This window comes from Exiguobacterium sp. HVEsp1 (genome assembly GCF_002009685.1).
Lineage (GTDB): Bacteria > Bacillota > Bacilli > Exiguobacteriales > Exiguobacteriaceae > Exiguobacterium > Exiguobacterium profundum.
Window position 1 is genome coordinate 619,413 of record NZ_KV917367.1, and the last position, 21,034, is coordinate 640,446.

The following is a 21,034-nucleotide window of genomic DNA, read 5'->3' on the forward strand; positions in this document are numbered from 1 at the left end:
ATTTGACAGATGACACTTGTCAAATGGACGCGACTCGCACAAAATAAAAGACAGTTGAAGTGGTGCTCGGAACCTTCCGACGCCACTATTTTTTGGGGAGATGGAACGAATGAGAAAAAATGTGACGGTTGCCCTCTTACTGGCAACCTTTTTAGCGGCGATTGAAGGGACAGTCGTATCGGTTGCGACACCGGTCATCGCAAGTGAGTTGAACGGAGCGACGCTCGTCAGCTGGGTATTTGCTGCCTTCTTACTCTTTACGGCGGTTTCGACACCGATTTATGGAAAAGTGGCAGACTTATTCGGGCGAAAGCGCGTTCTATTGTTTGGAATCGGGTTGTTCACCGTGTCTTCATTGTTATGTGGGTTAGCGACATCGATGGAACAACTCATTGTCTTTCGAGCGCTGCAAGGTCTCGGGGCCGGAGCCGTGCTTCCGATTTCGATGACGATTATTGGAGATTTATATAAATACGAAGAGCGTGGGAAAATTCAAGGCATTCTAAGTGCGGTCTGGGGTGTATCAGGTGTGCTCGGTCCCGTTATCGGTGGATTTTTGGTCGAAACGTTGTCTTGGCGTTACGTCTTCTTACTAAACGTGCCATTTGCGTTACTCTCGTTTATCATGATTATCGTCTTTTACAAAGAAACCGTCGCTGAAACGAGCGAACGGATTGATTTGAAAGGTGCTCTTTTGTTCGCTGGAGGAACGACCGCGTTTTTATACGCCTTGATCACGTTCAGTGAAACGAATGAATGGACGACGACCATCGTCGGAAGTGGCGTGCTTAGTATCATTTTATTAGGAGGATTCTTCCTATCGGAAAGAAGAGCATCCTCTCCGTTATTGCCGTTTGATTTGCTCAAGCAACCGACGATTGCGGCTATCAACGGCTCAGTCTTCTTTGCGGCTTGGGTGCTCGTTTCGATGTCAGCTTACATCCCGATTTGGGCGCAAGCCGTATTAGGAAAAACAGCGACCGAGGCTGGATTCATGTTGATGCCGTTGTCTGTTGCATGGACATTCACATCGATTATCGGAGGACGGACGCTCGGTGTGGCATCCCCGAAACGTCGCGCGTTGGTTGGTATGGGGTTACTCGTCATCGGAACGTTCACGTTGACACTCTTATCCCAATCAAGCTCGGATTTCTGGGTATATGGTGCGGTGGCTTTGATTGGGGTAGGATTCGGATTGTCACAGCCGATGTTTATCGTCGTCTTGCAAACCGTCGTTTCCTATCAGCAACGAGGAACGGCGACCGCGACCAACTCCTTCTTAAGTACGGTCGGTCAAACGCTCGGTGTAGCAGTGTTTGGAGCTGTCTTTAACTTCGTCGTGCTCAACGACTTTAAAGAAAGTAGTGCGTTATCCCAAGTGTCTTTGGAAGACTTCTTCAATCAAAGTGTGACGGAGACATTAAGCGCGTCTGTCCGTCTGCAAGGTGAACAAATCATCGCGACCGGGTTGAATGGGATCTTCATCGGGGCGATGATTGCGGCCGTGATTGCATTCATCATCGCAACCCGTTTGCCGGCCCGCCCACCGGAACCTTCACAGCGTTCGTAAAACAAGGGTATGATGAAGGAAAGGGAGGCGAACCGACATGAAACGTCAAATTGGGATTGTGACACTATTGTTTCTTATGGGATGTACGCCAGAACCGACGAACGAAGGTACGGAGCCACCACCTGCTGAAGAATCGACTCGTGATGAGTCGGCAACATCTGAAGAATCGAATACCACTAAAGAGACGGAACTGAACATCGGGGAAGTGACCGCCGTCGCTGAGAATCTAGAGATCCCGTGGTCACTCGCTCGAAGTGCGGATAAATGGTTCGTATCGGAACGTGGTGGGACCATCACGGTAATCGATGATTCCGGTAGCGCGACGCAATCTGACGTGAACTTGGACGAAGACGTATTTGAGATTGGTGAAGGAGGATTCCTCGGCATCGCGCTGAGCGACGATTTTGAATCGAGTGGCATCCTTTACGCATATCATACGTACGGTTCATCGGGAAGAGACGTCAAGAACCGGGTGGTAGAGTTGACGTGGGATGGAGAACGCTTCGAGGAAACTGGTGTCTTGATTGACGAGATACCAGGGGCACGTTTCCATAACGGTGGACGTCTATTAGTCGATGGAGCGTATCTTTGGGTGACGACGGGCGATGCGCTCGTGCCAGAACTTGCTCAAAATGAGTCATCTTTGGCGGGGAAGATTTTACGAATTCCATTATCGGGTGAAGGCGAACCGACCGACTGGATTTATTCGCTTGGTCATCGAAACCCTCAAGGACTCAGTCGGATGGATGATACGCTTTATGCGAGTGAGCATGGGGCGAGTGGACATGACGAGGTCAACGTGATAGAAGAAGGAAACAATTATGGATGGCCACTCATTGAGGCAAACGAGGAACGAGAAGGTCTCATCACGCCATGGTTTGAAGTTGGTGAGACGTCTTGGGCACCATCTGGAATTGCGACCGATGAACGGTACGTATACATGGTGACACTTCGGAATGAGCGGCTCGTGGCCATCGATCGTGAAACGAAGCAAGTCACGACAATTGTCGAAGGGGTAGGGCGGATTCGTGATGTGTGGTTGAACGACGATACGTTGTATTTTATTTCGAACAATACGGACGGACGAGGCAATCCACTATCACAAGACGACAAACTCTATCAAGTGACCATCCGCTAGAAACTGACGAATCCGTCAGTTTCTATTTTTTTCGTTGTTTTGTTACTTCTAATTATATTTTGCGTTTTATTTAAGTATTATTTTGCATGAAAAAGCTATCTCCCTCTGTGCTAGGGAGATAGCTTTTCTAATTATTTGATACCGATAACTAGGCTGTCACGTGCAGCTTCGACCACTTCTGTTGTAATTGAAGTAAGCTGATTAATTTCTAGAATTCTTTCAATTTGTGAAAATAACCTTTGAATCAGTCGAAAATTCCCGTTAGTAATTTTGATTATACTGGCCAAAGCTTCATAATCTGAGAAGTCCTCCAGCTTTATAGGTAAGCCGAGTTCTTGCCATTTATAGGTCAGCAAATGGTGCGTTTCATCTTTACTTAATCGGTCAAATTCATGAGCAAATCCAATCCTGAAGTACAGTTGAGGATAACGGGACAACCGTTTTCGATGCCCGGCATGCCAATAAATATGATCGCTATGTCGTTTTGATCGTAAATATCCCGAAGTTGTTCTAAATTTTGCAGTTTTAAACGATCAATTTCATCTATTATGAGCAAGTCAATGCCCTCGAAAGAATTGACCGTAAATTGCGGCTCTTCTTCAGTAACCATAGATTGATAGATAGACTTCACCATATTTAGTTTGCTGTCTATTAAACCAATCTCGCTTGTCATTCTGGAAGCACTGACTGCAGGGGCAGTATAAAAAAGTGTATGGCAGTAGTTTTATATGGGTTATAGAAGTAAGTAATAATAGAGTAGTAGTAATTTTGAATAGAATTTTAAAAAACCAGTAACCTTAAAAAAGAAACTGGTTTTTAGAAATATAAACTCTTTTATAAAAGCTTCCAATAATCTCTCATATGTTAACTAAAAAAGAAATATTGTAAAAATGGTATTTACCCCTTGAACCTTACGTAAGGTAATGTCTTATAGTGAAACTAGCTTACTTTTGTAAAAGGAGGAATTATTGTGGAAAATACCATTGTTAAGGCATTGATCTACGAAGAGCAGATACGTTTATATTTTATTGATAATACCCAGCTGCTTCGAGACATCTTTGCCTTAAACCAGGAACTTCCTGAATCTCTTAAACTCATGTTGGGTAAAACGGTATCAGCGATGAGCATACTCTCTGGCACGCTCAAAGGGAACCAGCGCATGAGCATCCAGGTAACGTTGAGTAACCCTCACCATAAGATTTTTGCGGAAGCCGAAGCGAATGGAAATGTCAGAGGATACTTGAACGATGAACTTTTGAGATCTTCTGATACAGAAGAAAAGTCGATGCAAGATTTGATTGGACCTTCTGGGATGATCCGTGTCATAAAGGGTTCTGAGATGAATCAATTCACCAGCATTACCGATATGCCAAATCAACATATCACGGATGATATCGCCAACTATTTTGTGCAGAGTGATCAGACGCCGACCTATCTTTATTCCGACATTCAGTTGGATAATGAAGCTTCCCTTCTTTCCAGTCATGCACTGTATGCACAACTTCTTCCCGGTGCACCACCACAATTGCTTTCAGAAGTGAAAATGATTGTAAAAGCCAATCCAGATATTTTCAGTAAACTAAACGCTGAAGAAGCGAGTGACAGCGAAGAAGCGTTAACCCAGTTGTTTGAGGATGCAAAAATTATCGGCCATAGCTCCAGTCAATTTTTCTGCGGATGCAGCAAAGAAATGTTTTATGGCATGCTTTATTCCTTGAGTGAAGAGGAGATCAAACGGAGCATTGAACGAAAGGAAGACATTGAAGCTTTTTGCCATATTTGCGGGAAAACCTATACGTTTGATCAAAAGGAGATGCAGCAACTCTTCTAACTTCGAATTTCTCGTTTTTAGTTGGTGAATAGAAATGTTGTTAAATGGAGGCTAAGCGAATGAAGGAACATTGGAAAGTCGGAGAAGTTGCAGAATTGGCGGGTTTAACCATTCGAACTTTACGCTATTACGATCAAATCTGTTTATTTTCACCTTCTCAGTATACGGAGTCAGGGCATCGGCTTTACACGAAAGCAGATTTGGAACGTCTTCAGCCAATTTTGTCCTTAAAGCAGATGGGAATGTCATTAGAAGAAATACAACTTCTGTTGTCTAATCCAGAGGAACAAACCGTTGCGGAGATTTTGCAAACCCAAATTTCTCGAGTCAAAAAAGAGATAGAGGTTCAGCAAAAACTAGTAGCCGAGTTGGAAAATGCGTTATCCGCTGCACACAGCAATCGGACCCTCTCGATTTCAGAACTTACTAAATTAATGGAGGCGCTGAAAATGAATAAGGAAAAATACTTTTCGAAGCAGCAATTGGATACCATGGAAAGCCGATATGAAAATGCCGACAAACAACTTTTAAAGCAGGCAGAGCAAGAATTTAACGGTCTTATCAAGGAAATTCGTTTGGAAAAAGAAAAGGGCGCTTCTCCTTCCGATAAAAAAGTCCAAGATTTAGCGAAAAAATGGAATGACATCGTGAATGCCTTTTCCGAAGACGATAGGACTTTCCGCAAGCAAGCCGAACATTTCCACGCCGAAAACCCAGGGAACGAACTGCAATATGAAATAGATGGCGAGCTATACCAATTCATCAATAAAGCATTGAATCCTAAGTAATGTTAGAGAAAAAAGGAAGAGGAAAAGCTGGTTATAAAGCTTCTCCTCTTCCTTTTTTTGTTGGTTTTTAGAGAACTGCTGATAATCTCGTGATATGTAAACTACTCTTTATAGGTCGCCTTATCCTTAGATTACAAACTCAAAACTGAAATAGGTCTCAAATACAGATATGGTATAAATTATTAATCTATTAGTATCTTGTGGAAGCGTTCTTTGACTTGTGGCCAATCCTCTTTTGTCACACTGTACATGACGGTATGTCGAATTGTTCCTTCTTTGCGAATCATGTGGTTCCTTAAAATCCCTTCTTTAATGGCTCCTATTCTTTCAATGGCGCGTTGTGAACGGATGTTTTCATGACCTGTCTTGATTTGAACGCGATTCAATCCCAGTTCTTCAAAACAATACGTCAACAGTAAAAACTTGCAATTGGTGTTGATGTTCGTTCGCCAACTTTTGGGATTTAGCCAAGTTGAACCAATCTCTAATCTTTTGTGTGGCATGGAAATGTCGAGAAAACAGGTGGCCCCAATGATCTTCTTTGTCTCGATATCTACAATCACAAAAGCAAACTCTGTTCCAGCTGCTCTCTTTTTTTGAGCGTCTTGTACATATTGTTCAACGTTCCTTTTGTCCGTCAAATCCACCGACATATGTTCCCAAATTTCATGGTTATTCGCTGCCTCCCATATTCCTTCTATATGACTGATTTCCATCGGCACTAGCTTGACAACTTCATTCTCTAAGGTTTTCATTTCCCTCACTCCTTTCTATCATTACACTTCATTTCTGGTATGCTTAACATAACCAATTCGGAGTAAAATTTACATACCAAGGAGTGTTTGGAGTGGAACTGCAAGTAACGTTTCCATCGGGAACCACAAAATATATGGCCATTTATGAACACATCAAACAGCTCATTCTACAACAACAGTTAAAAGCGCATTCAAGAATGCCCTCTAAACGCGAATTAGCCAATCAATTGAATGTCAGTGTATTTACCGTACAGGAAGCATATGCCCAATTACTGAGTGAAGGTTACCTGTATTCAACAGAGAGACAAGGTTATTTTATAGGGGAGATTGAAGTCCCCTTCCAAGAAAAAGCTGCCCTTCAAAAAGAAGAATTACTGCCAACGATAAAAGAAGAGTCCTTAAATTTTAGAAACGGACAAGTTGATCCAACAGAATTTCCATACAAAATTTGGAACCGCCTGTATCAAAATTTTCTGGCTCCTGCCCATATTGCGAATGGTGCTTGGCAAGGGGAACCGGAATTACGGAACGAAATTGCAAACTATTTGCGCCGATCCCGAGGATTGCATTGCCATGCAAAACAAATTTATGTTTTCAGTGGTACTCAACAACAATTAAGTTGTCTGTGTCAATTCCTCATTCCTTCTAAAGTAGGAATCGAGGAACCTGGCTTTATTCGGGCAAATGCGGTTTTTCACCAATTAAACATACCTGTTTTACCGCTAAGGTTGGATTCTGAAGGCTGTACCGTACCGAAACAGCCAGTGACACTTCTTTATACAACTCCAGCTCACCAATATCCACTTGGCACCATAATGTCGATCAACAGGCGCCTTGAGTTGTTGACATGGGCAAAAGCATCTTCCAGTTACATCGTGGAAGATGATTATGATTCGGAATTCCGTTACCGAGGAGCCCCCATTCCAACGTTGGCTCATTTAGACTCTTTAAATCAAGTTATTTATTTTGGTACGTTCTCAAAAACCTTACTGCCTTCTATTCGAATCAGTTATCTTGTCCTCCCCTTATCTTTAGTGAAAGAATATGAAGCATTCAATGCACTGCAGAAATCCACTGTTTCCAAAATCGATCAGTTAGTTGTTGCAGAATTCATTAAGACAGGTAGATATGAGAAGCACATCGCCAAAATGCGAACCCTTTACCGCTCAAAGAGAAAGTGCTTAATTGAAGCGATAGATGAATTTTTAGGAGAAGATTTTTCTGTTAGAGGAGATGAGGCTGGATTGCATATCATTGTCCAATTACCTGCCTTCTTAACGGAACGAGAAGCAATTGCAAGGGCGCATTCGCTTGGCATTGCAGTTGATGCCGTATCCCATATGTATCAAGAAACCAAATCCACCGACCGAGTGATCATCGGATACGGGGCTTTGAGTGTTGGAGAAATTCGGAAGGGCATTCAATCGCTTGCATCGGTCTGGAAAAGTCCCTAAGTTAAAGTCTTAAGAATAGGTTTCATATCTATCAAGCGTTCGTAAATGTGTCAAATCATTTTACGAACGTTCGTCACCTAACACACACTTTTAAGTGCAAGATAACGGTTAAAATCATCGCAAAATAACAGTAGAAGTAACACGTTGTTTCTTCTAGAAGAAACGGTATAATTAAACATGTATTTTGGAAAAAGAAGGAGAAATTAGATGAATCATTCAAACTTGGTACATAAACGAGAAAATTTGTACTTCTCATTATTAGTCGCAGCAAGCGTACTCGTCTTGATTTTAGGAATCGTACTGACGATTGCATCGTTCGGTCTTTTCTTGTGGATCATCGGGACGATCGTAGCACTCTCAATGTTTACGCACTGGATTCAGATCGGGTATATTCGGACGAACGGTGTCAAGGTGACGCCTCGTCAGTTCACAGAGCTTCATGAGCTGGTTCAACGCGTCGGGGCTGAGATGGGGATTCGGTTGTTGCCAGATGTGTATATTTTACAGGCCGGTGGTGTGTTAAATGCTTTCGCCACGCGATTCTTCCAAAAGAATATGGTCATCTTATATTCTGATGTCGTGGAATTGACACGTACTGGACAGACGAAAGAAGTCGAGTTTGTCATCGCACATGAATTGGCACATATTCGTCGGAACCACGTTCAAAAACAATGGGTTGTCTTACTTGGTAGCATCATTCCGTTTTTAGGATCAGCTTATTCGCGTGCATGTGAGTATACGTGTGACCGGATGGCAGCGCATTATCTTCAAGATTTTGGAGCGGCGAAACAAGCGTTGACCGTACTTGCGATCGGGGGACCGCTCGCGAAAGAAGTGAATGAGTTTGACTATCTGTATGAAGCGAGCCGGGAGAACGGATTCATCGCGAAATATAGTGAACTGTTGTCGACGCATCCGACGTTACCGAAACGCATCGCGGCGATTGCGACACATGCGGGCGAAGAGAACGTACCGGTCTTTAAAACAGCGGGATATGTGAAAGCCTCTATCATTTCGATGATTCTATTGACTGTCATCGGAAACGGAGCCATCATCGCCTTACTCGTCATGAACGATGATTTATCTGATTTTGTCACATCGGCCATGAGCGAGGATTTCGAAGAGGATTGGGAAATGGAATTAGGAGAACCGATTCAAGAATTGACGTTCATGAATGCGAGTTATGAAGAAATTGAAGCGGAACTGGCAAACGTGACGGATGTGAACATTCAAGACGATTATGGGGAAACACCGCTCCATAACTTGTTCTATAATGATGACGTCGATCCTGAGACGGTCCGTCTCTTACTTGATCATGGTGCAGACGTGACCATTGAGAACGAAGAAGGTATGACACCGATTGATGTGGCGCGAGAAATGGGACACGGTCCACAACTCATTGATTTAATGGAATCGTATTAATCGTCGCGTAATCCTTGTTTCGAAAGAAACGAGGATTCTTTTTTAGGATTTTTGCAAACGTTTGCATAGTGCGTGATATACTCATGAGGTAGGGGGGATAGCGGTGAATAGCATTCGGACAAAGTTAACGGGAATGATTGCATTAACCATCATCGTGCCAGTCATTATCGCGACAATCATTTCATTTTGGTATGTGGAGGATCGAGAACGTGAACGCGGTCTAGAAATGACGGAATGGTCGCTTGAACGGGGGACGCGTCAGATGGAACGCTATATCTCTGACTTGAGTCGCTTGCCGACGAGCCTATACGCGGATCGTGACGTATTGGACATATTGGAATACGGACCGGGACTGTCGTTAAGAGAAACGGAGATTGAAGTGCGACGAGCGCTCCTCGCGATGTATTTGTCCCGGGAAGACGTGGCGCAAATTCAGCTGTTGATGCTTGAAGACATGGATTCATTCGCAGCGTATAAAATGAAAGTATCACCACGTTCCAAAAAAGAGCCGAGCGCTGTCCAACGACAGTTGTTGAATAATCCGAAAAGTCGTGTCCTGCTTGAAGCGTCACATCCGCTCATCCCGTATCATGATTTCGGACCAATCATGACGCAAGAAGATGTCGTCACCCTCCATTTCAGACTCGATAAAATTGAAACGGACGAACCGCTCGCGATTCTGTCGCTCGATATCCCGGAAGATCTGTTCATCGGACAGTTGGCTTCTCTTCAAAATAGTCCGGAGGAAAGTCTATGGTTCGTTGGTGAGGACAATCGTGTGTTCGCCCATCTTGGAAATGGCGAGATTCCTTCTTCGTTTCAACCGAGGTCGCTCTCGACCGATGGAAAACATCATCAAATCACGAAAACGTTTGAGTTCGACCATCAGCAGTTCTATGTCGGGAAGTCGATTCCAGATCAGCTCTTGACGGAGCCGGCTTCACGAACATCGTTCATTATTTTGTTAGTCGGAATCATCTCCCTCATTCTGGCGTTGATCGGTGCCACGTACGCCTCGATGAAACTGACGACTCCAATCAAGACGTTGACCTCGAACATTTGGCGAATTGAGCAAGGCGATATGACGGTCTCGTTCGATTCCCTCGGAAATGATGAGTTCGGCGTACTCGGGAGACAGTTCAAGCGGATGATTGAGCGAATCGATGATCTGATTCAACGGGAGTATAAGCTTGCCTTAGAGAACCGAACAAATGAACTACGTGCCTTACAGGCGCAAACCAATCCGCATTTCTTATTCAATGCGCTACAGTCGATCGGTACACTCGCTTTAAAGGGAGATGGAAAAACCGTCTATCGATTGATCACACAACTCTCTTCGATGATGCGATATACGATGCATCCTGAAGAGTCGATGGTCACGCTAAAGAGAGAAATCGAGCATTTGAACTCATATATTCGCCTACAAGACGTACGTTTTCCAAATCAGTTTCAAGTGAACGTTTCAATCCCTCAGGACCTCCATGAACTGATTGTTCCTAAGATGATTTTACAGCCGCTCGCAGAGAACTTTTTCAAACATGGGTTCGAACGAGACGGCTCGGCGTTGGCGAATCGATTTGACGTGATGATTTGGATGGAAGGGGCGACACTCGTGATTCGCTGTGAGAACAGTGGACGTTCCTTGACGACGGAAGAGTGGGAACGGGTCATGTCACGGATTGAACAAGGGGACTCGACATTTTATGACACAGAGGGCACAGGATTACGAAACATTCGTGATCGACTCATGTTAAACTATAATCGGGAGGCAGAATTTATGTTGGCTACACCTGAAACAGGCGGTTTTCGAATCATGATGCGTTTCCCGGCAACGGATGAAGGTGTGGCATCATGACGAAAGTGTTGATTGTAGATGATGAATCTCCAGTAAGGGAAGCGGTAAAATTACTCGGCGAATGGGAACGGTTCGGTGTGAAGGCCGTACTCGAGGCGAAGAACGGGCTTGAGGCAAAGGCGCTCATCGAGCAGGAACGACCGGCTTTAATTCTATCGGATATTCAAATGCCACATTGTGATGGAATCGAGCTGATGGAGTGGGTACACGACCACGCTTCATTCTCTAAGCTCGTTGTGTTGACGGGTTACGATGAGTATTCGTACATGCGTCGGGCCATCCAATACGGAAGCTTTGATTATCTTTTGAAACCGATTGACCCCGATATATTAAACGATACGTTGTCACGCGCGTTAGCGGACGTGGTGAAGGAGTCGAGTGAAGATCCGATTGCCCAAATCGGGACGTATATTGAACAACACTTTGCGGAAGAACTGAGTTTGCAAGGAATGAGTGAACGGTTTTACTTAAGTCGGGAGTATATCTCACGACGATTTAAACAACAATATGGCGTGAATCTATCTGAGTATGTGTTGACGATTCGGATGAACGAAGCAAAGCGCCTGTTAGGAACGAGTAGACAGCGTATCTATGAAGTCGCCCAAGCAGTCGGCTTTTCGGACGACAAATATTTCCGAAAGGTCTTTAAAAAACAAGTCGGTGTTACTCCGAACGAATTTCGGGAACAAGTTCAACGACAAGCTTAAAGGAGGAATTCAAACATGAGTGTACACATTGGAGCTCAAGAAGGACAAATTGCAGAAACGGTATTACTTCCAGGGGATCCGCTTCGCGCCAAATATATCGCGGAAACGTTTTTAGAAGACGTCGAATTATATAACGAAGTTCGTGGCATGTACGGCTTCACGGGAACATACAAAGGCAAACGGATCTCGGTTCAAGGTACGGGGATGGGTGTCCCATCGATGTCGATTTACGTGAACGAACTCATCATGTCGTACGGTGCTAAAAACTTGATTCGTGTCGGAACAGCGGGCGGAATTCAAGAAGATGTTAAAGTGCGTGACGTTGTCATCGCGATGAGCGCATCAAGTGAAATGGGACAAAACCGTGTCCGTTTCAACGGAATGGACTATGCGCCAACAGCGACGTTCGACCTCCTACATCGTGCGTATATGAATGCAGAAAAAGCGGGTATCCCGGTCAAAGTCGGACAAATCTTCACGGCTGACCAATTCTATCAAGATGATTTCCATCACTTCAAGAAATGGGCGGACTTCGGTTGCCTCGCGATCGAGATGGAAGCAGCAGGTCTTTACACGCTTGCAGCGAAACATAAAGTGAACGCGTTGACGATCCTCACGATCTCTGACCACTTGTTGACGGGTGAAGAGACGACTTCAGAAGAGCGTCAGTCGACATTTGATGAAATGATTCGTGTCGCTCTCGACACAGCCGTCGAAGTGACAAACTAAGCGATTTTCCCTATAGCCTTTGGCTGTAGGGATTTTTTGTGTCTAAACCCATTCATCCCTATGAAACGGTTGGAGCTCCAGCTAGACTAAGAATAAGATCACGGAAAAGAGGAATTGTCCGATGAAAACTCCACCACGTTTTATATTATATGCCATCGTATTTTTTGCCTTTTTTGATTTGTTCGCCCAACTTCCGATCATGAGCACGTTTGCGGTATCCGTTGGGGCATCTTCGTTTATCGCTGGCTTATCCATTGCAATCTATTCGTTGACGAACACGTTTGGAAATATGTTATCTGGTATATGGACTGACAGAAATGGTCCATATCGGGTTTTGGTTCTCGGCTTGTTTCTGACGAGCTTCAGTTTATTGGCTTATCAGTTCGTCGACTCAGCATCCATGTTGCTGTTTGTACGGTGTATTCATGGCTTTATGGCCGGACTCATCGTCCCAGCTGCATTTACGCTGTCGGCGAACGTCACCGCGATGAACCGTCAAGGTAAGAAAGTCGCCATTACCGGTAGTTTCGTCGGGTTAGCTGCCATTATCGGTCCAGCATTCAGCGGTATCGTCGCAAGCATCACATCGCCACCAACTGTCTTTTTATTCGTCTCTTTATTCGGTTGGGTGATTCTCATCGTGACGATTGTGACAATGCGAGGAAGTCAAAAGGTCGAGACAATAATAGAAAAAGAGAGGACACGGGAAAAACCGGATCCGAAAGTGCTTCGTGCCTATTGGGGCGCTTTTTTCCTCATGTTTTCTCAAGGGGCGCTCGCCTTTTTACTGCCGCTCCATGTGCAGGAACTTGGATATGATTCACGATTGAGCGGGACATTGCTCAGTATGTTCGGCGTGGTAGCCGTCCTGTTCTTTTTATTGCCGACGAACCGATTGTTTGATCGATTCTCTCCGACAAAGTTGACCGCACTTGGGGTGGCTATCATCGGGATAAGCCAGGTGTTAATTGGACAATCGGGTGTACAAACTAGCCTGTATGGGGTACTTGCCTTATATGGTGTCGGGTTTGCCATTTTATTCCCGGCCATTAATACGTTGTTGATCCAATCGACCTCTCCACAAAATCGAGGGAAAGCATACGGGGCGTTCTATGCCTTTTTCTCTCTCGGAACGGTAGCGGGGTCATCATTCTTAAGTGTTCTTCCACTCTCGATCGTCCAGCAGTTCACACTGACCGGCTTGATTTTAGGGAGCGCAAGCCTGCTCTTTCTAATCAGCGCGCGAAAAAGAGTACGGATGTTTTGACACGAGGGAAGCAATCACTTACTCTACGATTAAGCGTTTAAACATTTAAACGCTTTGTATTATAGTAGGTTGATGAAAGCGTTTTTTTAGATTCACGTTTCACACGATGATAAAATGAGATAAATGTGATGAATCATTAAGGAGGAAAGTTCATGCTGGCACCGATTGAACAGTTGACGATTGACGAGCTAGTCCAAAAACAGCGCCGTTTCTTTAAAACACAGGCGACAAAATCGATGGCATTTCGTTTGAGCATGCTGACGTTTTTAAAGGAGTCCATTAAGCATTATGAAGCGGATTTGCTTGAGGCACTTCGCGAAGATTTGAACAAATCCGAATTGGATGCGTATACGACAGAAATCGGATTTATTTACGATGAGATTTCACGAACGATGCGTGAATTGAAGCGGTGGATGCGTCCGAAGCGTGTCCGTGGGACGGCGATTCATCTTGGGATGAAGAGTGAGATTCAGTATGAGCCGTACGGTACGGTGTTGATCATCGCTCCATGGAATTATCCATTCCAATTGGCTGTTGCTCCGCTCATTGGTGCGATTGCCGCAGGGAATACAGCTGTTGTCAAACCTTCAGAATTGACGCCGAATGTTGCGCGTGTCCTGACGCAGGTGCTCGAGCGTGCCTTCACCAATCGATATGTGGCAAGTGTCGAAGGGGATAAAGACACAGCGCAAGAGCTGTTGGCACAAAAATGGGATTACATCTTCTTCACGGGATCGACGCAAGTCGGGCGAATCGTCAATCAGGCGGCAGCGAAGCATCTGACACCAGTCACGCTCGAACTAGGTGGGAAATCACCAGTCATCGTTCACGGAGATGCGAACGTCTCCATTGCGGCAAAACGTGTCGCCTGGGGGAAATGGATGAACGCCGGTCAAACATGTGTCGCACCAGACTATGTGCTCGTCCACGAATCGCAACAAGACGCATTTTTAGAAGCGATTAAACAAGAGGCGTTTGCGATGTTCGGGAATGGTGTCGGCACGAAACGATACACGCGTATCGTCAATGAACCGCACTTCGACCGTTTGTCTCACTATTTGACAGAAGGGGACCTTGTGTTCGGTGGAGAGACGAACCGAGATGAGCTTAAAATTGCGCCGACCGTCATGACAAATCTTCATGAAGATGCTGATGTGATGAAAGATGAGATTTTCGGTCCGATTTTACCAGTCATTCCATATCGTCAATTGGACGAAGTAATCGAGTTCATCTCAGACCGACCACACCCATTGGCTCTCTATCTCTTTAGCGAGTCGAAGGAAGTGGAGAGAACCGTCATGAAGCACCTTTCCTTTGGAGGCGGGTGCGTGAATGATGTCATCATGCATTTGACGAATCCGAATCTACCGTTCGGTGGAGTGGGCGAGAGCGGAATGGGGGCTTATCATGGTCGAACGAGTTTTGAGACGTTCAGTCATGCGAAGTCTATTTTAAAGAATACGACGAAATTTGATTTACCGGTCCGGTATCCGAACTTCAAACCGGCTGAACAATTGATTCGACTGATTCAACGATGAATCGATCAAGAGATTCGGGGTCGCACCCGAATCTTTTTATTTTCAAAAGGTTGTTTGAAATGTCACATACTTTTATGATACTCCCTGTCACACTCCTGTATAATAAAGTCATAAATGGAACGGACGAATGAAACGTGGAGGGAGCACCGACCTATGTCAATGCAATGTGGAACGACCCAACCGAACAGTTTTGTATTCTCAGATGAAACGAAACAGCTGTTACTCGAAATGATGACGCTTCAACATCACCCAAAAGCGAGTATCGTGTGTTGGGAAGGTGAAAAGTGTGATAAGTTCTTTTACTTGAAGAGTGGATCTGTCAAATTCACGAAAATTACGAAAAAGGGAAATCCACTCGTCATGTTCATGTATGGATCGGATGATTTCTTTGGTGAGTTTGACATCGCGGAGACATTCCCTAGTTCGTATAGCATCGAAACGACCGAAGAGAGTACAATCGGGACGATTTCAAAACGAGAATTAGAGTCGCTCATGCAGCGCGATATCCGTTTTGCCGGAGAAATCTTGCGCTGGACGTCGATGATGCGTAAGCACTCCGAGATGAAAGTGCGTGACTTATTGTTGTACGGAAAACCAGGGGCATTGGCTTCGACGTTACTTCGAATGGCCGCGATGCATGGAGTGGAGGAAGAAGATGCAATCGTGATTCCTCGTCATCCGTCTGACGGAGAACTCGGACAACTGATTGGAGCACCGCGTGAGACGGTGAACCGATTGATCAGTCAGTGGAGAAAAGAAGGAGTCATCAGCACAACAACGAAATCAATCATCATTCGCGATGTCGACTTTTTAAAAGAGTTATGCCATTGCGAAGGTTGCCCGGCAGGAATATGTCGTTTGTAAACCGCCCCATGTGGAGGCGGTTTTTTTGTGGATTGGTTTTGTACAAATGTGAACTTTATGTGTTGAAACTACGCAAAATTGATGTGATTGTCACTTTTGGAGTGATAAATATCACATATTATCGCCTGAGCGATTGCATACAATAAAGGTGGAAAAACAAGCGAAAGGGGTCTTACACGTGGAACATAAAGATGGACAAGAACCGAATTTAAAAGGAACGTTCACATCGGTCATGATCGTGGCGGGTGTCATCATCGCCATGTGGTCATCAGTCTTTTACTTATTCGTCACTCGATAAGAATTCAGGGAGGAGGGTCTCATCATGCATATTCATAAACTAGAAAAATATTGGCTTACATTCGGCATCATTCTACTCGCAGTCTTCCTGACTGTTCTCGGGGTATCCGCATTCGCGGCAGGTAATCAACCCGCATCGGATGCAGACTTGATTGACCCGGCAAAAGTAAATCAGACGGCTCCGTTCGACAAACCAGGACTTCATAAAATTGGTGAAAATGAGTACGAGCTCGTCATGATTGCGCAAGCGTTTACGTTCACACCAGGGAATGTTGAAATCCCAAAAGGGGCAAAAGTGACGTTCCTCGTGACATCACCTGACGTTGTCCACGGATTTCAGTTGACGGGTACACCGGTCAACATGATGATCATTCCGGGACATATCAACTCGTTGACGTACACATTCGAGGAAGCTGGCGAATTTTTAATCTTGTGTAACGAATATTGCGGTACAGGGCATCACATGATGTCGACTAAAATCAAGGTGGTGGAATAAATGAATGACGTATCATCTAAACTGAAGCAATGGGAGATGGAGCGCGGCGTACCGGTTCCGAGTATCGGAGCCAAAGAGTCACGTCTTGCCTACGGACACGTTCTCGTATCCGTTCTCGCCATCTTGATTGGGGCGCTAGCTGGATTGACTCAGACATTGATTCGGACGGGTGTCATTCCTGAAATCTTTGGATACTATCAACTTCTGACTGCACACGGAATCATGCTTGGACTCGTCTTTACGACGATGTTCATTATCGGTCTTTTATATGCGTTACTTGCGAAATCGTTCGGTCGCTTTGAAGCATTCCCGACGCGTGTCGCGTGGCTCGGTTTTTGGACGATCATCATCGGTGCTGTCATGGTAACCGTCATGATTTTGGCGAATAAAGGGACGGTCTTATATACGTTTTATGCGCCGCTCATGGCAGATCCGCTCTTCTATGTCGGACTCGTGTTATTCGTAGTCGGGACATGGTTGTCGTCTTTCGCGATGTTCCGCATGTATGCGGATTACAAGCGTGACAACCCTGGTGTTCATCCACCACTTCCGGCTTATATGAGTATCATGACGATGCTTCTTTGGGACATTGCGACACTTGGTGTCGCAGCCACGATTTTATTCCAACTCCTTCCGCTCTCGTTAGGATGGACGGATACAGTTGGAATCGAGTTATCTCGTACATTGTTCTGGTACTTCGGTCACCCGCTCGTTTATTTCTGGCTCATGCCGGCATATATCGTGTGGTATACGGTCGTACCGAAAGTGATCGGTGGGAAGATTTTTTCGGATGCGTTGGCGCGGATGGCGTTCTTGCTGTTCTTACTCTTCTCATTCCCGGTCGGTTTCCACCATCAGTTGACAGAGCCAGGGATTGAACCGTTCTGGAAGTTCGTTCAAGTCATCTTGACGTTCTTGGTCGTCATCCCATCATTTATGACAGCATTCTCGCTCTTTGCGACGTTCGAACTTCGTGGACGTGCGCTCGGCGCGAAAGGACTGTTCGGATGGGTGAAGAAAATGCCATATGGTGACGTTCGCTTCCTTGCTCCTTTCGTTGGGATGTTGTTCTTCATCCCGGCCGGTGCAGGTGGAATCATCAATGCTTCGCACCAATTGAATGCAATGGTCCACAATACGCTTTGGGTCACAGGACACTTCCACATCACAGTAGGTACTGCCGTCGCCTTGACGTTCTTCGGAACAGCGTACTGGCTCGTCCCAGTCCTACGCGGTCGCACGTTGACGAAGGCGATGAACAAGCTTGGATTGATTCAAGCAGGAACATGGGCGTTCGGTATGGCGATCATGTCCTATGCAATGCATATCTCAGGATTGAACGGGAACCCACGTCGTACGGGTCCGGCAACTTATTTCTCGGATGCGTTGACGCGTGAGTGGATCCCATATCATGTCATGATGGCAATCGGGGGAACGATTTTGTTCATCTCTGTTCTCATCTTCGTCTACTCGATGTTCAACTTGTCATTCCTCGCTCCAAAAGGCGAAGAAGAATTCCCGCTCGCCGAGACAGAAGAGGCGGCGATGGATACACCGCGTTACTTCGAGAATTGGAAGCTATGGATTACCGTGACGTTCGTCTTGATCGCATTTGCATACACCGTTCCAATCTGGCACTTGATTGAGAGTGCGCCTCCAGGAGCGCGTGGTTGGGTACTCTGGTAAACTGAAGTCAGCTCATTCGTGAGCTGACTTCTTTTGTGTGAGGAGGAACGATATGAACATAGTAGACGTCATCCGTGCGGCGCGTTCGATGCACTCAGAGAATCGACCGTTTGTCGTGGCGATTGATGGACTGAGCGGAGCGGGCAAGACAACGCTCGTCTCACATTTGAGCAATGAGCCGAGTGTTTACGTTCTTCACATCGATGACTATATCGTTGAACGGGACAGACGCTATCAGACCGGAAAGCCTGAACCGGTGGAGTATTACGCACTTCAATGGGATGTCTCGCGCTTAGAACGTGAACTGTTTCGTCCATTGAGGAATGGGATGACGGAATTGACGTTACCTCGTTACGTGTATGAACGAGATGTCATCGCAGAAGAGATCGTGGACGTATCGTTCGCGCATACGGTTGTCGTAGAAGGGATTTTTCTACAACGTCCTGAATGGCGTTCTTATTTCGACTATGTGATTTATCTCGACTGTCCCCGAAAAGTTCGGTACGAGCGAGTATTGAACCGGGATACATACCTCGGTGATCCGACAACACGGCTTGAGAAATACAAGCGCCGGTACTGGCCAGGGGAAGATTTGTATCTTCGGGACGTCGACCCGAAAAGAGGGGCAGATAGCGTGCTCTGACTGAACGTTTTAACATCTGACGCACGTGTCAGATGTTTTTTGTTTGGAGAAAATTTGAAAAAGTGATTGACGTCTTAGTGTATTACACTAATAATACAGTTAGAAAGTGTATTAACCATGTCATACACTTAGAAAGGTGATGAACATGCAATTCAATACGAGGACACCAGTTTACCTACAAGTCGTCGACTACTTCAAAAAGAAGATGGCACTCGGTAAACTGAAAGCCGGGGATGAAATGCCATCCCGGCGAGAACTAGCGAACGATTTAAAAATTAATCCGAACACCGTTCAAAAAGCGTTCAAAGAAATGGAGGACCAACAATTGATTACGACCGAACGAAATCGCCCGAGTCGTGTAACGACAGATGGTACGGTATTGGCACAAATCCGCTCTGAGATTGTAGATGACGCGGTCGCAGTATTTGTGGAAGCGATTCAAGAACTCGACGTCTCGGTAGACGAGCTGGTCGATAAGATTAAACGACAGTACAAGGAGGGGACGTACGATGATCGAAGTGTTGGGAGTTAAAAAGCGCTATCGCCGGAAACAAGTCATTGAAGACGTTTCGTTCACAGCGAATAAAGGGGAAATCACGTGCCTGATTGGGCTGAACGGGACGGGAAAATCAACGTTATTGAAAGGCATCATGGGATTGACACCTTTCGATAAAGGTTCGGTATTGATTGATGGAAAACCAATAGATTTGAATCGTGTCGCCTTTGTCGCCGACCATGCGATGTTCCCGATTCATTTCACGATTGAGCAATGTGAAGCGTTTATGAAAGATTTCTATCCGACATTTGATTCGGCATTATTTGCTCGTCTCGTCGAAGATTTTAAATTATCCCCGGAAGATAAGTTGAGAGAGTTATCGAAAGGGACGCTCGCCAAAGCGAATCTTGCGCTCGGCATTGCCCAAGACCCTGATTATCTATTGCTCGATGAGCCGTTCTCAGGAATCGATGTCTTTTCGAAAGAACAGATTGTTGAACTGTTCTCAAGTGAAATCATGGAGAGCCGGGGCGTCCTCATTACGACACATGAAATAGAGGATATCGAATACTTGATCGACAAGGCAGTCATGTTGAATAACGGACGCATCGTTCGTGAGTTTGACGTCGAGGATGTCCGTTTCATTCACGGGAAGTCAATCGTCGATGTGATGAGAGAGGAGTACGGGGCATGAATCTATTGAAACTATTGAGTTGGGAAGTTGAACGTGTCACGAAACCGTTCTTGACATTAGTCGCAGGTCTTATCGTTCTACAGTTTGGATATCTCGGTTACTTTTTATGGGACGAAACAAACTTTTATGAACAGTTGCGACGTGAAGGAAATGCGGACTATCAACTATCATTTTTAAATTACTTAAATGGCACTCCGTATCTTTTATCACTCGGAATTGCCGTTGCAGCGATGTTGCTGTACAGCGTATGGATCTGGTATCGCGATTTTCAAGGACGAGGGACGTTCATGATGCGACTGCTCACGATGCCACAAAAGCGGATGACCTTGTTCTTCGCTAAACTCGCTACCATTTTAATGATGACGTTAGGGTTATTTGCCATCGAATGGATTGCCCTCAAATTACAGTACATAGCGTTCACGAGTTGGTTTGATGGAAAGATGATACCGATGGGAGGCTCATTCGAGCAAGCTATTTCCTACCATGGGATGTTAATGGTTATGTATCCTTCTTCGCTCATCAACTTTGTCATTCATCAATTGATAATCACGATTGCTGTGCTCTTCATCTTCACATTCGTGTTGATTGAACGAAGTTTCTGGCAACGGACGATGTGGTCACCGGTACTTAGCTTGTCAATTCTAGTTGTCATCTTTACTATTCCAGTTTTAGGTTACGCGTTCCTGTCGAATCGACTAATTTATGATGAGACGATCGTGTACGTTGGTGTGGTATTGATGGTATGGACGAGTGTGACGATGTGGCTCGGCAGACGCTTTTTACAGACGAAACTGAATGTGTGAG

The 21,034-nt window shown here is 45.2% G+C and carries 20 protein-coding genes and 1 pseudogene; 19 read left to right on the forward strand and 2 right to left on the reverse strand.

Annotated elements, in window-relative coordinates; translation table 11 throughout:
• The first annotated feature begins 109 nt into the window (after window positions 1-109).
• Both BV910_RS03230 and BV910_RS03235 read left to right on the forward strand, forming a co-directional pair.
• Window positions 110-1,570 carry an MDR family MFS transporter gene (locus BV910_RS03230; protein ID WP_078146324.1) on the forward strand — a complete coding sequence of 487 codons (1,461 nt, stop codon included), beginning with the start codon at window positions 110-112 and terminating at the stop codon, window positions 1,568-1,570.
• A gap of 37 nt (window positions 1,571-1,607) precedes the next feature.
• Complete coding sequence (locus tag BV910_RS03235) at window positions 1,608-2,708, forward strand: PQQ-dependent sugar dehydrogenase (RefSeq protein ID WP_078146325.1); 1,101 nt, start codon at window positions 1,608-1,610, stop codon at window positions 2,706-2,708.
• A gap of 131 nt (window positions 2,709-2,839) precedes the next feature.
• Here the strand turns inward: BV910_RS03235 and BV910_RS15040 are convergent.
• Window positions 2,840-3,279, reverse strand: a pseudogene (locus tag BV910_RS15040) (AAA family ATPase); the annotation flags it as partial.
• A gap of 399 nt (window positions 3,280-3,678) precedes the next feature.
• On the opposite strand from BV910_RS15040, the gene BV910_RS03245 reads away from it, so the two are divergent.
• Together BV910_RS03245 and BV910_RS03250 are read left to right on the forward strand one after the other, a co-directional pair.
• On the forward strand, window positions 3,679-4,539 hold the full coding sequence (locus BV910_RS03245) for an Hsp33 family molecular chaperone HslO (RefSeq protein ID WP_168169831.1): 861 nt from the start codon (window positions 3,679-3,681) through the stop codon (window positions 4,537-4,539).
• A 59-nt stretch (window positions 4,540-4,598) separates the two neighbouring features.
• Window positions 4,599-5,327, forward strand: a complete 729-nt coding sequence (locus BV910_RS03250) for a MerR family transcriptional regulator (RefSeq protein WP_168169832.1) — start codon at window positions 4,599-4,601, stop codon at window positions 5,325-5,327.
• Window positions 5,328-5,509: 182 nt separating this feature from the next.
• Here BV910_RS03250 and BV910_RS03255 read toward each other — a convergent pair whose 3' ends face one another.
• Window positions 5,510-6,082 (reverse strand): GNAT family N-acetyltransferase, encoded by a 573-nt coding sequence (locus BV910_RS03255; RefSeq protein ID WP_078146328.1) that lies wholly within the window; start codon window positions 6,080-6,082, stop codon window positions 5,510-5,512.
• Between the two features lie 92 nt (window positions 6,083-6,174).
• On the opposite strand from BV910_RS03255, the gene pdxR reads away from it, so the two are divergent.
• From pdxR to BV910_RS03325, 15 genes are all read left to right on the forward strand, one after another.
• The gene (gene pdxR / locus BV910_RS03260; RefSeq protein ID WP_078146329.1) at window positions 6,175-7,536 is read left to right on the forward strand and encodes a MocR-like pyridoxine biosynthesis transcription factor PdxR; all 1,362 of its coding nucleotides are present in this window, start codon (window positions 6,175-6,177) and stop codon (window positions 7,534-7,536) included.
• Window positions 7,537-7,743: 207 nt separating this feature from the next.
• Window positions 7,744-8,958 carry a M48 family metallopeptidase gene (locus BV910_RS03265; RefSeq protein WP_078146330.1) on the forward strand — a complete coding sequence of 405 codons (1,215 nt, stop codon included), beginning with the start codon at window positions 7,744-7,746 and terminating at the stop codon, window positions 8,956-8,958.
• Between the two features lie 103 nt (window positions 8,959-9,061).
• Window positions 9,062-10,813, forward strand: coding sequence for a sensor histidine kinase (locus BV910_RS03270; protein ID WP_078146331.1), 1,752 nt, complete (start codon window positions 9,062-9,064; stop codon window positions 10,811-10,813).
• Window positions 10,810-11,520, forward strand: a complete 711-nt coding sequence (locus BV910_RS03275) for a response regulator transcription factor (RefSeq protein WP_078146332.1) — start codon at window positions 10,810-10,812, stop codon at window positions 11,518-11,520. Before BV910_RS03270 ends, BV910_RS03275 begins: the two co-directional genes overlap by 4 nt.
• A gap of 15 nt (window positions 11,521-11,535) precedes the next feature.
• Entirely contained in the window at window positions 11,536-12,249 is a 714-nt protein-coding gene (deoD, locus tag BV910_RS03280; protein WP_015880817.1) for a purine-nucleoside phosphorylase, read from the forward strand.
• A gap of 121 nt (window positions 12,250-12,370) precedes the next feature.
• Window positions 12,371-13,516 carry an MFS transporter gene (locus BV910_RS03285; protein WP_078146333.1) on the forward strand — a complete coding sequence of 382 codons (1,146 nt, stop codon included), beginning with the start codon at window positions 12,371-12,373 and terminating at the stop codon, window positions 13,514-13,516.
• Between the two features lie 152 nt (window positions 13,517-13,668).
• On the forward strand, window positions 13,669-15,054 hold the full coding sequence (locus tag BV910_RS03290; protein ID WP_078146334.1) for an aldehyde dehydrogenase: 1,386 nt from the start codon (window positions 13,669-13,671) through the stop codon (window positions 15,052-15,054).
• A 153-nt stretch (window positions 15,055-15,207) separates the two neighbouring features.
• The gene (locus BV910_RS03295) at window positions 15,208-15,918 is read left to right on the forward strand and encodes a Crp/Fnr family transcriptional regulator (RefSeq protein ID WP_078146335.1); all 711 of its coding nucleotides are present in this window, start codon (window positions 15,208-15,210) and stop codon (window positions 15,916-15,918) included.
• Window positions 15,919-16,096: 178 nt separating this feature from the next.
• Window positions 16,097-16,216, forward strand: a complete 120-nt coding sequence (locus tag BV910_RS14685; protein WP_224863290.1) for a cytochrome c oxidase subunit 2A — start codon at window positions 16,097-16,099, stop codon at window positions 16,214-16,216.
• Between the two features lie 24 nt (window positions 16,217-16,240).
• Complete coding sequence (locus BV910_RS03300) at window positions 16,241-16,711, forward strand: cytochrome c oxidase subunit II (protein ID WP_078146336.1); 471 nt, start codon at window positions 16,241-16,243, stop codon at window positions 16,709-16,711.
• Complete coding sequence (locus BV910_RS03305) at window positions 16,712-18,397, forward strand: b(o/a)3-type cytochrome-c oxidase subunit 1 (RefSeq protein WP_078146337.1); 1,686 nt, start codon at window positions 16,712-16,714, stop codon at window positions 18,395-18,397.
• Window positions 18,398-18,449: 52 nt separating this feature from the next.
• Window positions 18,450-19,040, forward strand: a complete 591-nt coding sequence (locus tag BV910_RS03310) for a kinase (RefSeq protein WP_078146338.1) — start codon at window positions 18,450-18,452, stop codon at window positions 19,038-19,040.
• Window positions 19,041-19,179: 139 nt separating this feature from the next.
• Window positions 19,180-19,572: a GntR family transcriptional regulator gene (locus BV910_RS03315; RefSeq protein WP_074037745.1), complete on the forward strand. Its 393-nt coding sequence runs from the start codon at window positions 19,180-19,182 to the stop codon at window positions 19,570-19,572.
• Window positions 19,550-20,230, forward strand: coding sequence for an ATP-binding cassette domain-containing protein (locus BV910_RS03320; protein ID WP_078146340.1), 681 nt, complete (start codon window positions 19,550-19,552; stop codon window positions 20,228-20,230). The genes BV910_RS03315 and BV910_RS03320 overlap by 23 nt, the downstream gene beginning before the upstream one ends.
• On the forward strand, window positions 20,227-21,033 hold the full coding sequence (locus tag BV910_RS03325) for a hypothetical protein (RefSeq protein WP_078146341.1): 807 nt from the start codon (window positions 20,227-20,229) through the stop codon (window positions 21,031-21,033). The genes BV910_RS03320 and BV910_RS03325 overlap by 4 nt, the downstream gene beginning before the upstream one ends.
• Window position 21,034: the final 1 nt, after the last annotated feature.

Bases quoted from the DNA above. Each gene is read 5' to 3' on its own strand.
- deoD (WP_015880817.1), top strand. From the start codon at position 11,536: ATGAGTGTACACATTGGAGCTCAAGAAGGACAAATTGCAGAAACGGTA.
- BV910_RS03310 (WP_078146338.1), top strand. From the start codon at position 18,450: ATGAACATAGTAGACGTCATCCGTGCGGCGCGTTCGATGCACTCAGAG.
- BV910_RS03295 (WP_078146335.1), top strand. From the start codon at position 15,208: ATGTCAATGCAATGTGGAACGACCCAACCGAACAGTTTTGTATTCTCA.
- BV910_RS03285 (WP_078146333.1), top strand. From the start codon at position 12,371: ATGAAAACTCCACCACGTTTTATATTATATGCCATCGTATTTTTTGCC.
- BV910_RS03315 (WP_074037745.1), top strand. From the start codon at position 19,180: ATGAACATGCAATTCAATACGAGGACACCAGTTTACCTACAAGTCGTC.
- BV910_RS03265 (WP_078146330.1), top strand. From the start codon at position 7,744: ATGAATCATTCAAACTTGGTACATAAACGAGAAAATTTGTACTTCTCA.
- BV910_RS03290 (WP_078146334.1), top strand. From the start codon at position 13,669: ATGCTGGCACCGATTGAACAGTTGACGATTGACGAGCTAGTCCAAAAA.
- BV910_RS03250 (WP_168169832.1), top strand. From the start codon at position 4,599: ATGAAGGAACATTGGAAAGTCGGAGAAGTTGCAGAATTGGCGGGTTTA.
- BV910_RS03275 (WP_078146332.1), top strand. From the start codon at position 10,810: ATGACGAAAGTGTTGATTGTAGATGATGAATCTCCAGTAAGGGAAGCG.
- BV910_RS03235 (WP_078146325.1), top strand. From the start codon at position 1,608: ATGAAACGTCAAATTGGGATTGTGACACTATTGTTTCTTATGGGATGT.
- BV910_RS03305 (WP_078146337.1), top strand. From the start codon at position 16,712: ATGAATGACGTATCATCTAAACTGAAGCAATGGGAGATGGAGCGCGGC.
- BV910_RS03320 (WP_078146340.1), top strand. From the start codon at position 19,550: ATGATCGAAGTGTTGGGAGTTAAAAAGCGCTATCGCCGGAAACAAGTC.
- BV910_RS03230 (WP_078146324.1), top strand. From the start codon at position 110: ATGAGAAAAAATGTGACGGTTGCCCTCTTACTGGCAACCTTTTTAGCG.
- BV910_RS03325 (WP_078146341.1), top strand. From the start codon at position 20,227: ATGAATCTATTGAAACTATTGAGTTGGGAAGTTGAACGTGTCACGAAA.
- BV910_RS03255 (WP_078146328.1), bottom strand. From the start codon at position 6,082: ATGAAAACCTTAGAGAATGAAGTTGTCAAGCTAGTGCCGATGGAAATC.
- BV910_RS03300 (WP_078146336.1), top strand. From the start codon at position 16,241: ATGCATATTCATAAACTAGAAAAATATTGGCTTACATTCGGCATCATT.